Source organism: Prosthecobacter debontii, from assembly GCF_900167535.1.
GTDB classification, from domain to species: domain Bacteria; phylum Verrucomicrobiota; class Verrucomicrobiia; order Verrucomicrobiales; family Verrucomicrobiaceae; genus Prosthecobacter; species Prosthecobacter debontii.
The window spans coordinates 153,812-167,947 of the sequence record NZ_FUYE01000013.1 but is presented as its reverse complement, the minus strand read 5'-3'; the positions used below and the strand labels follow the sequence as shown (position 1 = coordinate 167,947).

Below are 14,136 nucleotides of genomic sequence, written 5' to 3'. Positions count from 1 at the left end.
ACCAGTCGCCAGTTGCTCGCAGCGCTGCCGGAGTTGGGCAAAGTATCGCGAGGGCAGATCGCGGCGCTGGCAGGCCTAGCGCCTTACAACCGGGACAGTGGCAAATGGCGTGGGCGGCGTTTTATCTCAGGCGGACGCAGCTGTGTGCGGCGTGTGCTTTACATGGCAGCGTTGGCGGCCATCCGCCATAATCCAGAACTGAAGGTGTTCTACAAGCGTCTGAAGGAAGCCGGCAAGCCGTCCAAAGTGGCGCTGGTGGCGACGGCCCGCAAGTTGCTGATCCATCTCAATGCTATCCTCGCTCGCCACTTTAAAAAAACTTCTTCTAACACTTGCCTTTAACACAGTTACTCCAGGTCCATCTCCTACACTCAATGCCCAGCCGACTCCGCTTCATCGGGGTCCGTGTCTTCGACCTGAGCGGTCTTCTTCAGTTCGGCGATGAGTTCGTTGAACTTGGCGTCCTTGTGTGCCTCCAGCAGGCGCTGGCGCACGGCCTCACGCACAGCGGCAAAAGGGATCGGCTCGGGAGCTTTGCGGCCGAGCAGGGTGCAGAGATGATAGCCGAGTTGAGTGGTGAAGACGGGGCTGATTTCCCCCTCGTTCATGGAGAAGGCAATGACTTCGAACTCCTCCATGAACTCGCCGCGCTTGAACCACCCCAGATCGATCTGCTGCTGCTCATCGGCACGGTTTTCCTCCGCCAGTTTCATAAAGTCCGCCCCGGCCAGGAGTTGGCGGCGCAGGTCACGCATCAGTTGATAGACTTCCGTGCGGCTTTGAGCCCCTTGCAGTCCTTTGGTGATGTGGGCGGCCTGGATCAGTTCCTCGGTCATGTAGAGCTTCTGATCCTTGTCATAGGCGGCCTTCAGTTCCTCTTCAGTGTAGTCGGGATCTGGGCCATAGACCTCCCCCAGCATCTTATCCAGGCGTACACCGCCTTGCACATTCTCTCGCACCACCGCCTCATCTTTGTAGGGCATGCCGATGTTCATGTAGAACTGGTCTTCGCCACCCGCTTCCTCGATGAGACGATTCAGCCGTTCCGTGACATCCTCCTCCGAAACGGTTGGGAAGCGCTTGAGAGACTCTTGATTGAGCAGCACCCGGGAGATGATGTTATCCTTGGCATAACCCCGAAATTCCTGGTCGCGCTCGCAGCAGGAGACCTGGAGCATGCGCTCGTAGTGTCCCTTCACATTGCGGAATTCTCCCTCGATGACTTCGTCGTCGATTTCTTCGCCATTGATGATCAGTGCCATGCTTCATTCGGAGCGAAGAACCGCGAGACAAGCAAGATGAAAGTCACATTCTCCAACGTCTCGCCAGGAGAAACCGTGCAGAGTGCCTAACAAGACTGTCGTCCCCGATGGCCTCCCAGGGTTGACAGTCCGCCGCCGTCCGCGTAGTTGCAGAAGATTTTTTGGCCCGGCATTGAACTTGCGCCGGATCACAGACGTTAACACCCCCAATTACTTCTGACTGAGCATGCCATCATTGTTTTCACGCACCTCCTTCCGGCTGGCCACAGGTCTTCTCGCCATCGTTTTAGCTTCCTGTTCCGCGCCGCAGCGTTCGGCAGTGCGGTCAGGCGGTGATTTCAGCAGTTCCACCAGTTACGTCCAGACGGCCTATCCCACCACGGCAGGCACTGCAGGCACGATCACACCGGTGGCCTATACCCGGCCCACCTGGGATGTGGAAGCCGAGCCAGCTTTTATTGCGTCGAATTCTCCCTCCATCCGTGCATCATCCTACCTCTTGATCGATGCGCACACAGGGCGTCATCTGGCGTCCCGAAATGCGGAGACCGCGCGGGCGGTGGCCAGCACGCAAAAGCTGGTGACCGCGCTGGTGGTGCTGGATGCCGGAAATCTCGATAAGCCGGTGAGAGTGCTCGCCTCAGATCTCCAGGTGGAACCGACCTGCCTGGGGCTGCGTGCTGGGGAAGTTTATACCCGTCGCCATCTGCTGTATGCCTTCCTCATCAAGAGCTGCAATGACGTGGCCAATGTCCTGGCCCGTGACAACGCCGGGAGCCTCAGCGCCTTTGCTGCCAAAATGAATGCCAAGGTGCGCTCCCTGGGCTGCACGAACTCAAACTTCAAGAACCCCCATGGCCTGACCGTCAGCGGCCAATACTCCACCGCACGCGATATGGCCCGAGTCGCCATGGCGGCTTATCGCAACCCCATCATCCGTGATGCGGTGCGCCGGAAATACTACACCTTCCGCAAGAACAGCGGCAGCACCGTGACGCTGAAAAGCACGAATGAACTGCTCGGCAATATGCCGGAATGCAATGGCATGAAGACCGGTTACACCGTGGCCAGTGGCCGCTGCCTCATCTCCACCGCCAGTTCCCGTGGGCGTGATGTGATCCTGGTCCAACTCGGCACGAAGACCAAATACATCTGGGATGATGGTCGCCTCCTCATGAGCTGGGGCCTCCAACGCGCGAAAGGCGGTGGCCTCACGGCGGCGAATTGGTGAGCCGGGCATTGGCCTGTCGCGAGTTCGTAACTGTGTTGCTGGCGGCACCTAACCTGCTGCCGCCGAAAGGTGGAAAGCATTGAAGCCGTTGAGATTTGCCGACCTGCGAAACAATTTCTAAGGCCAAGGATTGGCATGCTGGGAAACACACTGCGGAAGTCGCTCTCATTGCGTGTGAGCAGTCCGTCGAAGCGTTCAGCAAAGGCTCCGATGAGAATGTCGGCCATGGGACGCTTGTTGATGCGGCGCTGCCGCCGAGCCTGAACATAGCGATGCCAGGCTGCATGGGCCGTCAGGGTTTCTGTTCGCGTCCAGACTTCGGACCATGAGACTTGCAGGTGGTAGAGAAAGAGTTCCTGCCGAGCGACATTCCCATCAAAAACAGGAGCTAGTTCTGCGTAGGTCACAGGTGAAATGACCAACCCTTCGGGCCGTTTGGCATCCAGAAGCGTGGCCGAGGCAACGGCAAACTGGGGATCGGCATCCGCGATGTCGATAAGCAAGCAGGTATCGATCACCCAAGGCATGTCAGTCCGCGTCTCCCTCGCGCAGTTCCTTCATCCAGTCGGCTGTCGCGCGTGGCGTGCGTCCGCCATTCAAGGCAAAACCGATCATTGCGCGCGCTCCCAGCGGAGGGGTTTGATCTGCGTTGGCAGTGACTCCTTGTTGAATAGCAGAAGAAGTGGTTTTCTGAATCTGTCCGCTCAAGATATTTCTGCCAGTCCTCGCTAAAAGCTCGGCTAACTCAGGCATATACCTTGTAATTTCAGCAGACAATACATCGAGACGAGATTCGGATCCCCATACTGCTCTATCTTGATCATGCAAGTCAGAGGCCGAAAGGAAATCGAAGACGGACTTCAAGCCCGCCCGGACATCTTCAATCTCCTGTTTCATGATCTAAATATCCGGCATTTAGTCATTTAAGCAACCGCCTCCGCACACCGACCACACAGCGTCGGATGCTCAGCGACGGAGCCGACATCGGGGAGCAGCTTCCAGCAGCGGGCGCATTTGGGATTGCTACAGACGCCGACGCTGGCGGCCAGTTCGGTGCCACGGGTGATCTTCAGCTCGCTGAGGATGAAGAACTCCTGAAGCGTGCCGAGGTCGCTAAAGACGGAGTGATCGAAACCTTTCTCCGGTAGAGTGAGAGAAACCGTGGCTTCCAGGTTGGAGCCGATCTTCTTCTCCTGACGGGCTTTTTCGATGGACTGCTGGATGACGGCACGGGCCTGCACGAGCTGATCCACAGCAACGCAGGCATCACCAGGAGCGAAGGCCGCAGCAGGGGCTGGGAAAAGCTGGAGGTGGAGACTCTCGGCATGTCCGAGGTGTTCCCAGGCCTCGTCGGCCGTGAAGGCCAGGATCGGGGCCAGAAGCTTGCACAGTGTCTCGGTGATCTCACGGATGGTGGCCTGGGTGGCGCGGCGGCGTGGGCTACCAGCGACATCGCAATACATGCGGTCCTTGGTGATGTCGATGTAGAGGGAACTGAGGTCACCGGTGATGAACTGATTCACCAGGGTAAAGACCTTGCGGAAATCGTAGGCGGCATAGGCCTCGACGCAGTCCTTCACCAGCACATGCTGACGCTCGAGGATCCAGCGATCGACGAGAGTGAGTTCGGCTTGATCCAGGGTCAGGCCCTTGGCTTCATCGTGAAGGTTGCCTAACAAGACACGCATCGTGTTGCGGATGCGGCGATAGTTTTCACCGTTCTGCTTGAACAGATCTTCGGAGAAAGGCACGTCGCTCTGATAGTCCACACTGGCCACCCAAAGGCGCACCATGTCGGCACCGTAGGTGTTGTAGTAATGGTCGGCGGTCATAGGCTTGGCGTTCTTACCCGCATTGCCCTGATCGCTCTTGCTGATCTTTTTGCCGCTGGTGTCCACCACGAAACCGTGGGTGATGACGCTCTTATAGGGAGCTGCATCCCGGGCCACCATGCTCATCATGAGGCTGCTCTGGAACCAGCCGCGGTGCTGATCCGTCGCTTCGATATACATGTCCGCCGGAGCGTGAAGCTCGGGGTGACGATCCAGCACGGAGACATGGCTGCAACCGGAGTCGATCCACACGTCCAGGGTGTCGTTGCCGCGCTTCGTATCCGCAGGCAGACCCACTGCCGCCGCCCACCAGGCGTCGTCTTTTTCGAACCAGAGGTTGGTGCCCTCTTTCTCGACGATGTCGGCCACCTTGTTGATGACGTCCGTCCGCATGACGATGCTACCCTCAGCGCTGTAAAACACGGGCAGAGGCACCCCCCAGGTGCGCTGGCGGCTGATGCACCAGTCGGGACGATTTTCCACGGTGCCATAGATGCGGTTACGGCTGGAGGCAGGCAACCAGGTCACCTTGTCGATCTCTTCCAGGGCTTTCTGGCGGATATCGTCGATCTTGATGAAGAACTGCTCCACCGCACGGAAGATGATCGGCGTCTTCGAGCGCCAGCAGTGTGGATACTGGTGAACATACTTTTCGTTACCCAGCAGAGCGCCTTTTTCCTCCAGGATGGCGATGATGCCTTCATTGCTCTGGAAGACATGCTTGCCCACGAACTCAGGCAGACCGCACTCAGCGGTGTATTTGCCGTCTCCATCCACGGGGGACAGGATCTCCAGACCATGCTCACGTCCGGCCTGATAGTCATCGGCACCGTGACCTGGAGCGATGTGCACCGCACCCGTGCCGGTATCGGCCGTAACGAAGAGGGTGTTGATGACCTTGGACGTGCGCGGCAGGAAGGGATGCTGAGCTTCCTGACCGGCGAGGTCCTTGCCCTTCAGTTTGGTGATAGGCTGGGATTCATCCAGCTTAAAGCCAGTGCTGGCGGCGAAACCTTCCAGACGGGAGGTGGCGATGGTGAGCTTTTCCGTGCGACCACTCTCATGGACGAAGGTGCCGACGGTGTAGTCGAACTCCGGATGCAGCGCGATGGCGAGGTTTGCAGGGAGGGTCCAGGGCGTGGTGGTCCAGATGACCAGAGCTGATCCCTCAGGCAGGGCGAATTTCACAAACACCGCCGGGCTGGTTTTCTCCTTATACTCCACCTCGGCCTCGGCCAGAGCGGTCTGGGCGCCGTAGCTCCAGAGCACGGGGCGCTTCATGCGGTAGATCAGGTTTTTCTCCACCGCCTTGCCAAAAGTACGCAGGATGCCGGACTCATAGCCCGGATCGAGGGTAAGGTAGGGGTTCTCCCAATCGCCAAACACGCCCAGGCGCTTGAAACTGTTGCGCTGGATGTCGATGTATTTGCGAGCCTCCGCCTCGGAGCGCTGGCGCACTTCCACAGGGGTCAAACCGGTGGCCTGTTTCACCACCTTGAACTCGATCGGCAGGCCGTGACAGTCCCAGCCCGGGACGTAGGGGCAATGATAACCTGCCATGGTCTTGGACTTCAAGATGAGGTCCTTCAGCAGCTTGTTCAGGGCGGTGCCCATGTGCACGTCACCGTTGGCAAAGGGAGGGCCATCATGCAGGATGTATTTCGGCTTGCCCTGGCTCTGTTCTTGGATGCGCTGATAAATCTTCCCCTCCTGCCACTTAGCCAGACGCAGGGGTTCCCGAGTGACGAGATCCGCCTTCATGGGGAAGTCGGTCTTCGGCAGGAGAACGGTGTCTTTGTAGTTTTTGGCAGGGGCAGTCTCAGCGCTCATGGGAAATGGGGGGCGGAGACTAGACGCGACTCAGGCCTAGGGCAACTACAAGCATCGCCGCACCACCAGCTCGACCCGTCCCAGCTCACGGCCCGTCAAAGATCGACGCATCTTCATTGGACACCGCCGAGGGGTTTCCTCCGATGCCTTTCGTATGCGTCAGCCCCAAGGCTTTGCGTTTGCGGGCCTCGGCAAAGAAAGCCTTGAGCAAGGCCACGCTTTCCTCGGCTAAGACATCGGGGGTGATCTCGCTGCGATGATTCAGATTCGGTGCCTGGAGCAGATTCCAGAAGCCGCCTGCCCCACCGCCTTTGGGATCGCCACAGCCAAAGATGACGCGCCGGATCCGGCAGTGAACAATGGCCCCTGCACACATCGGGCAGGGCTCCTTGGTCACATACAGATCACAGTCGGCCAGCCGCCAGTCTTCCAGGGCACTTTCAGCCTGCGTCAGCGCCAGCATCTCGGCATGAGCGGTGGCGTCTTTGAGGGTCTCCACCTGATTCCAGGAGCGACCGATGACAGTCCCCTGATGCACGATGACAGCGCCGATGGGCACCTCATCCTGACGGGCTGCTTTCCGCGCCATGCGCAGGGCTTCACGCATGTAGTGCTCATCCGTCGCCGGGTCGATCACGGGGGGCACGATCAGGCTCATAGCAGTTCCTCCACAAAACGGTTGGGGTCGAAGCGTTGAAACTCCTCCACTTTTTCTCCCAGACCGATGTAACGGGTGGGCACGCCGAGCTCCTGCTGGATGTTCACCAGCACGCCGCCTTTGCCGCTGCCATCCAGCTTGGTCACGATGACACCGGTCAGCGGAATGATCTTATGAAACTCACGGGCTTGTTGCAGGGCATTGGCCCCCGTGGTGGCATCCACCACCAGCAGCACCTCATGCGGGGAGGTCTCGTCTTTACGCCCGAGGATGCGGTGAATCTTTTTCAGTTCCTCCATGAGGTTGTGCTTATTGTGCAGACGGCCTGCAGTGTCGCACAGCAGGAAGTCAGCCTGAGTGCGCTGGGCGAGATCGTAGGCCTCGAAACACACCGATGCGGGGTCTCCATTCGGCGGCCCTTTGACCATGGGGATGTTCAGGCGCTGGGACCATACCTCAAGCTGCTCAACCGCCGCTGCACGGAAGGTATCCGCTGCGGCCAGCACCACTTTGGCACCGCCTTTGTTCAGCAAGTAGGCCAGCTTCGCCGTGGAGGTAGTCTTACCTGTGCCATTGACACCGATCACCAGCACCACCTTGGGTTTGCCGTCCAGCTTGCTCATCGGCGTCACACTATTGGGCAGGATCTTGCGCACGTGCTCACGGGCCACCTTGACGATGTCGGCGCCGTGAAGCTTCCGCTGCTGGGCCTGGAGATCCTCCACGATCTGGAGGGAGAGACGCGGGCCCAGATCACCGGCGATCAAAGCAGCCTCCAGATCATCCCAATCGATATCGGGTTTGGTGAAGCGCTGCAGGAGGGATTTGAAAAAGCCAGCCATAGATGAAAACGAAAATCAGGGGGCCGAGTGCATACTCAGATTTGATGCCCCTGCCACCAGGAATGATACGGACCTGCCCGAATGGCGGCGTAAAGGAAGAAACAGGTTTGCACGCACGTTGATGTATGCCCTTGTTGTTTTCTCTTCCCATCATGAAGTTTACGCCCCTCCTTTCTGCGTTTTTCCTGGGTGCTCTCACCCTCACTGCCCAAGCCGCCACCTTCACCGTGGAAAAAACCGCTCCAGGCGGTGCCATCGTGAAGATCGACGGCCAGTTTTTCACTGAGCTCGTGGTGGATCAGGCCAATAAGCCCTACCTGTGGCCCATCATCGGTGCCGGTGGCGTGACGATGACTCGCGCCTTCCCGATGAAGGTGATCGAAGGTGAGCAGCACGATCACCCGCACCAGCGCGGCCTGACTTTTGGTCATGAAGGCATCGGCGGCTACGATAGCTGGGCCGAACCATCAACCTTCGCCGAAAACAAGAACGGCAAATACGACGAGCGCATCAAGCACCTGGGTGCCATCAAGCTGCAAACGCTGAAGGACATCCAAGAGGGTGACACGGCCTCCTTCACCACCGTCTCCGACTACGTGGACGCCGACGGCAAGAAGATCCTGGAAGAAGTCCGCCAATACACCTTTAAGGTCGTGGGTGATACCCGCCTCATCGATGTGAATCTGGACCTCATCGCCACCGAAGGCGACACCCTGGTGGACGACAAAAAAGACTCCGGCCTGAGCATCCGTATCCCCACCGAAATGGCGGTGGAAAAGGAGAAGAAAGAGAAAGGCACCGGCCACATCATCAACAGCAACGGTGATATCGATGCTGACGCCTGGGCCAAGCGCGCCACTTGGTGTGACTACTACGGCACTGTGGGCGGCAAAGCCGTGGGCGTAGCCATGCTGAACCACCCCAAGAGCTTCCGCCACCCCACTCCATGGCACGTGCGCACCTACGGTCTCTTCACCGCCAACCCCTTCGGCCTCAAGGCTCTGGACCCGACATCTGAAAGCGGCGCGATGACCTTGAAAAAAGGCGAGAAGATCTCCCTGCGTCACCGCTTTATCTTCCATCTGGGCAATGAAAAGGACGCGAAGATCGCCGAGGCCTATGCCGACTATGCGAAGGAGCCCTGAGTTAGCATCATCGTCATTGATTGACTGAACAAAAAAGCGGCAGCTTCATCGGCTGCCGCTTTTTTTGATCCAGATGTTGTCTAACCGAGCCTTCGGTTAGGCCACATCCTCAATGCTGCTCCACCAGGGCAGCGGCCCATTGAAGCCGTTGTTGTAGGCGGCGCTGTTCACGAAATAGGCCGTATCGAAACCGGTGCCGCCATAGACATCCACGTAGTAGTTGAAGTCATTGCCAACGAACTCGATGACATCACTGTTGCCAGCATAGAATTCATCATTGCCCGCGCCGAGGCTGATGGTGACATAACCATCAAACCAACTGTAGATGCCAGGGACGCTGGCATCGGTATCAAAGCGCACCAAATCATTGCCGTTGCCCGTGTTGACGTAGACATCCCAATCAAAGATGCCGTTACGCACCTCGACATAACTATCAGCATTACCCCCCATTTTGATCGAGACGTTGCGCCAGAATTCACTTTCGAACAGGCGCACTTCATCGGCTAGGCCAAAAGCAGCACTGGTGCTGATAGCGAGATTTCCCTGAAGGATCGCATTTCTCACCTGCACATCCGCAGCGCCTGAGCTCAAGCTCAAGGTTGTCGAACCCACGATATTGACTAAGTCGGAGCCTCCATCGGACTCCCCAATGTCCACCCGGTCAGATCCGCTGCCTCCACTGTAACGTAAGCTACCGCCGATGGCGGCCTCGACCGCCTCAATCCCCATAAAGTTGGCTCCGTGCGAAGCACTGACAGAGAGATTCTTGGCAATGACCACCTCAGGGCCTGACAGGAAGAAATTATCCACGCCCGACCCACCTTTATAGCTCATGCTGCCCGCGACGCCAAAAAACTCGGTGGGGGCAATCTCCAGAATGTTTTCCCCCGAGCTACCAGCGAAGCTGAAATTACCATCCACAATGACCTCACGGGCACCGATCAAAAAGTCATCCAGGCCTGACCCACCACTGTAGCTAAGTGCTCCCACCACAAGCTGGTCCATCTCCACCATCGTCGTGGTGTTATCCCCATGGCTGAGCTTGATAGCGAGAGTGCCATCGACAAAGAGGCTACCGAGGACCGTCACATAGTCCTCTCCAGCCGTGGACTGCAATATCATGTTTTTGCTGACCACGAGGCTGTCCGTGGTCTCGAGACCAATTTCAAAATCAGTTGGTCCCTTCGTCGATTTTAAGGTGAGGCTGCCATTCACCTCCCCCACCCCGACCTGGAAGCGAAAAGTCTGGATCTCATTCACCGCGCCGCCAGAGACGACCGAGATGTTGCCATCCGAGAGCAGCGTATCTGCGTTCACGTCCAGTGTATTGGGGCCGCCCCCCAAATTCGCACTGAGTCCTTTGGCAAAGTAAAGATCCCCACCCGCCGTGAAGTAGTCATCGCCATTTCCCATCGTCACTTTCACCGTGCTGAAAATCTGGGTTGAGGTGAGATCCAGCTTATCATCCCCATTTCCTGTATTCACACTGAGAGTTTTCAGGATATCCACGCCATCGAACAACACATCATCGTCACCATCTCCCGTTGCCACTGTCACGGTGCTAAAAATCGTGGACGAGGTCAGATCCAGCTTATCATCCCCATTCCCTGTATTCACACTGAGGGTTTTCAGGATATCCACGCCATTGAGTAACATTTCATCGTTACCATCCCCTAGGGTGGCTTTCACTGAGACGGGTTTGTCAAAGGTGATGGACTCTAACTGCGGCCCGCCATTCAGCCGGAACTCGGTATTGTCTCCTGGAACATCATGAATACGACTGATGGTCCACTGATCCCCAGATTGCGTGATCTGGAAATCGTTGTGATGTGCATCGCCCGAGATGGTGAGAGCACCGCTGGCCGAGAGAGAGAGGGAAACGAGCCCCGCAGGAGCCAGACGGGGCTCCAGAGACTCGATCACCGAAGGAGAAAGCTTCATGGTTTTCATGGGGGAAACGGTTGGGAATGAACGATAGACCCACCAGGAGCCCGGTTTATTCACCGATCGTGCATAGTTCCCGACGTGGCACCGAGCGGATGTGTCCATGCCCTGCCGAAAACAGTCCCGTTTTGATAGCGTAGGTCTTCCCAGACGTTCTTCTCATGATGGTCCGCACGCTTCTATTCCTAGCTCTTTTGGCTCCGCCCGTATTCGCCACTGCGGCGGGGCCATTGCGTTACAACCGAGACATCCGGCCCATCCTCTCCGACAACTGCTTTGCCTGCCATGGACCAGACAAAAACCATCGTGAGGCCGACCTGCGCCTAGATGTGCGGGAGGCCGCGATCGAGATGAAAGCTATCACCCCTGGAAAGCCTGAGAAAAGCAGTCTCATGGATCGTATCCTCACCCATGATGAAGATGACCTGATGCCGCCGCCGGAGTCGAAGAAAACCCTCACCGCCGAGCAGAAGGAAATCCTCGCCGAATGGATTCGCCAAGGTGCCCCGTATGAACCTCATTGGGCTTACACACCTTTGGTCAAACCGACTTTACCCGCTGGCACCTCGGACAAACCTGCCATCGATGCCTTTATTCAGGCCGCTCTCAGCGCTAAAGGTATTGCCCCTTCCCCCCAAGCCGATGCCCACACCTTGATCCGGCGTCTGAGCCTGGACCTCGTGGGTCTGCCGCCTTCCCCAGCAGAGGTCAGCGCATTCGAGCAAGATTTCACCCGAGATCCCCAAAAGGCGGTCGAGACCTGGACCACTCGCTTGATGGAATCCCCTCACTTTGGCGAGCGCTGGGCCGCGTGGTGGCTGGATGTGGCTCGCTTCAGCGACACCGTCGGTTTCCATGGAGATCAAAATCAGCGCGTCTTTCCCTATCGGGATTATGTGATCGCTGCGTTCAATACGAACAAACGATTCGATCAATTCACTCTCGAACAACTGGCCGGTGATCTCCTGCCCAATCCGACCACGGAACAACTCATCGCTACAGGCTTCAACCGCCTGAACATGATGACCCGTGAAGGCGGTGCTCAGCCGAAGGAATACCTGGCCAAATATCAGGCAGATCGCGTGCGCACCATCGGCGGCACCTGGCTGGGGGCCACGCTCGGTTGCGCCGAGTGCCATGACCATAAGTTCGATCCCTTCACCGCCCATGACTTCTATGCCATGTCCGCCTACTTCGCGGATGTGAAGCAGTTTGGCGTATATTCCAGTTATGGTTATACTCCCGTGGAAGAACTGAAGGGCTGGAGCAACGAGCACCCCTTCCCGCCCGAGCTCCAGGTGGATAGCCCCTACCTCCAGAAGCGCCTAGCCCACCTGAAGACTCAGATGGACCAGATCGCCCTCAAAGCCCTGCAAGCCGCGCCTAAAACCGAGGTGCAGCAGTGGCGGCGAGATACCTTGGCTCGGTTGAAAACCCATCCCGAAGGCTGGTTCAGTCCCACCTTCGAGGCCCAGACCACCCTCGCTCCGCCCTCCAAAAAAGGAGCGCCGCCCAAGCCTAAGCCAACCGATGCCAAATCCGTCGATGACTCCCGTATCACGGCCGCTTCACAAAATCGCCTGCTGATTCAAGCCAAGGCAGCTCAGAACACCACCCTGACCTACAAGGCAAGCCAACCCACTCGCATTGCCGCCGTCCGCCTCGAGCTCCTGCCAGACGCTGCCCACCAAGGCAGCATCGAGCTCAATGGAGCCACCAATGGCCTCGCTCTCACGCCCAGCTTCAGTGTCCGTCACAGCGGTGCAGCGAAGGATACCCCCGTCTCACCCTTCCATGCCGATGCCGACCTCAAAGAACCGCGATATTCCAGCACCGCTGAAGTCCCCGGAATCGTCAGCGGATGGAAGACCTCCATCCGCCAAACTCACGCTCCGCACACGGGCATTTACCTTTTGGATCAGCCCGTAGATCTCCAACCAGACGAGACCTTTTCGATGCGCTTGAGCAATCACAGCGCTGGCTGTCTCCGGCTTGCCTTTGCATCCGTTTCGCCTCCGTCCCCCTTGGCGAAGAACTGGATCACTCCCCTCCAAGCCAGCTTGGAAAAAGAGGACCTGACTTCCCCTCTCTATGCCCAAGCCTGGCTGCTGCAATCGGGCCAAAAGAGCGAAGCGCTCACCACCTGGAAATCCCTGCACGCTCAGGTGCTGGAATGCAACGATGGCCGGGCCTGGACGCAGGTCACCGTGGCCGTCCAAGAACCGCTCACCATTCGCCGTCTCCCGCGTGGCAACTGGATGGATGAAACCGGTGAAATCTGCCCGCCCGCACCGCCCGCCTTCATCGCAGGTGCTTTACCCGCCAACAGTCCCCGCCAATCTCGATTGGACCTCGCCCGCTGGCTCACCTCCCCACAAAACCCGCTGACCGCGCGCACCTTCGTCAACCGCCTGTGGAAGCAGTTCTTTGGCAATGGCCTCTCCCAAGCTGTGGATGACCTCGGTGCCCAAGGCGAGACCCCCAGCCATCCCGAATTGCTCGACTGGCTGGCGGCGGAGTTCCGTGACAGTGGTTGGGATATCCAACACGTCATGCGCCTCATGGTCACCAGCGCCACCTATCAGCAGGATAGCCGCACCCGCCCTGAACTCAGTGACATCGATCCTGGCAACCGTTTGCTGGCCTATCAAAACCCACGTCGTCTTGATGCCGAGTTTGTGCGTGACAATGCCCTCTTCATCACCGGTCTGATCAATCTGGACATCGGTGGCCCCAGTGTGAAGCCCTATCAACCGGGCGGTTATTATGAGAACCTGCAATTCCCCAGTCGCGACTACATCGCCAGCACGGATGATCGTCAATGGCGGCGCGGCGTTTACATGCATTGGCAGCGCACCTTCCTGCATCCGATGTTGGCCAACTTTGATGCCCCGGCCCGCGATGAATGCACCGCGTCCCGGAATGTGTCCAACACCCCACAGCAGGCCCTCACCCTGCTGAATGACCCCACCTTTGTCGAAGCCGCTCGCACCTTTGCTGAAAACCTCCCAGCAGGCAGCGATCAGGACCGCATCAACACCATTTACCAGCGAACTCTGGCTCGTGCGCCCAAGCCCAACGAACAACAAAGTCTGTTAGCTTTTCTCAAAATCCAGCGCGAGACCTATCAAGCCGCCCCCGCTGACGCTCAAAAGCTTATCTCCACCGGCTTACGCCCCGCTCCTCAAGGCAATCTCCCCGAACTCGCCGCCTGGACCAGCGTCTGCCGTGTGGTGCTGAATCTCCACGAGACCATCACACGCTATTGAGCCCACAGGGACGGTCGGCATTAATGCATGCAACCAGTCTCAAAGATGCCGGCATCGCCTCACAACACTGACCGCATGCTGTGCACTCCTAGCAGGAGGGTGACCTTGAAACTCGGTAATGTT

General features: G+C 57.9%; 10 protein-coding genes and 1 pseudogene. 4 read left to right on the top strand and 7 right to left on the bottom strand.

Annotation, left to right across the window (positions count from 1 at the left end; translation table 11 throughout):
- Window positions 1-342 (top strand): transposase (locus B5D61_RS18035; RefSeq protein ID WP_139373344.1); only part of this gene is annotated, 342 nt, incomplete at its 5' end.
- Window positions 343-371: 29 nt separating this feature from the next.
- On the opposite strand, the gene B5D61_RS18030 is transcribed toward B5D61_RS18035, so the two are convergent.
- Entirely contained in the window at window positions 372-1,262 is an 891-nt protein-coding gene (locus tag B5D61_RS18030) for a peptidylprolyl isomerase (RefSeq protein WP_078814821.1), read from the bottom strand.
- A gap of 226 nt (window positions 1,263-1,488) precedes the next feature.
- Here B5D61_RS18030 and B5D61_RS18025 point away from each other — a divergent pair, with 226 nt between their 5' ends.
- Window positions 1,489-2,493 (top strand): D-alanyl-D-alanine carboxypeptidase family protein, encoded by a 1,005-nt coding sequence (locus tag B5D61_RS18025; RefSeq protein ID WP_078814820.1) that lies wholly within the window; start codon window positions 1,489-1,491, stop codon window positions 2,491-2,493.
- Between the two features lie 164 nt (window positions 2,494-2,657).
- On the opposite strand, the pseudogene B5D61_RS27100 reads toward B5D61_RS18025, so the two are convergent.
- The 5 genes and pseudogenes from B5D61_RS27100 to ftsY all read right to left on the bottom strand — a co-directional run.
- A pseudogene (locus B5D61_RS27100) lies at window positions 2,658-3,020 on the bottom strand (type II toxin-antitoxin system VapC family toxin); the annotation flags it as partial.
- A 1-nt stretch (window position 3,021) separates the two neighbouring features.
- Window positions 3,022-3,390, bottom strand: coding sequence for a hypothetical protein (locus tag B5D61_RS18020; RefSeq protein ID WP_078814819.1), 369 nt, complete (start codon window positions 3,388-3,390; stop codon window positions 3,022-3,024).
- A 26-nt stretch (window positions 3,391-3,416) separates the two neighbouring features.
- Window positions 3,417-6,155, bottom strand: a complete 2,739-nt coding sequence (gene ileS / locus B5D61_RS18015) for an isoleucine--tRNA ligase (RefSeq protein ID WP_078814818.1) — start codon at window positions 6,153-6,155, stop codon at window positions 3,417-3,419.
- A gap of 85 nt (window positions 6,156-6,240) precedes the next feature.
- Window positions 6,241-6,813, bottom strand: coding sequence for a tRNA adenosine(34) deaminase TadA (gene tadA, locus B5D61_RS18010; RefSeq protein WP_078814817.1), 573 nt, complete (start codon window positions 6,811-6,813; stop codon window positions 6,241-6,243).
- Entirely contained in the window at window positions 6,810-7,655 is an 846-nt protein-coding gene (gene ftsY / locus B5D61_RS18005; RefSeq protein ID WP_078814816.1) for a signal recognition particle-docking protein FtsY, read from the bottom strand. The genes tadA and ftsY overlap by 4 nt, the downstream gene beginning before the upstream one ends.
- Before the next feature lie 152 nt (window positions 7,656-7,807).
- On the opposite strand from ftsY, the gene B5D61_RS18000 reads away from it, so the two are divergent.
- A complete protein-coding gene (locus B5D61_RS18000) occupies window positions 7,808-8,800 on the top strand; it encodes a DUF6807 domain-containing protein (RefSeq protein WP_176159512.1) in 993 nt (330 codons plus the stop codon).
- A gap of 96 nt (window positions 8,801-8,896) precedes the next feature.
- On the opposite strand, the gene B5D61_RS17995 is transcribed toward B5D61_RS18000, so the two are convergent.
- The gene (locus B5D61_RS17995) at window positions 8,897-10,741 is read right to left on the bottom strand and encodes a hypothetical protein (RefSeq protein WP_078814814.1); all 1,845 of its coding nucleotides are present in this window, start codon (window positions 10,739-10,741) and stop codon (window positions 8,897-8,899) included.
- 164 nt (window positions 10,742-10,905) lie between these two features.
- On the opposite strand from B5D61_RS17995, the gene B5D61_RS17990 reads away from it, so the two are divergent.
- Complete coding sequence (locus B5D61_RS17990) at window positions 10,906-14,013, top strand: PSD1 and planctomycete cytochrome C domain-containing protein (protein ID WP_245846560.1); 3,108 nt, start codon at window positions 10,906-10,908, stop codon at window positions 14,011-14,013.
- The last annotated feature ends 123 nt before the right edge of the window (window positions 14,014-14,136 follow it).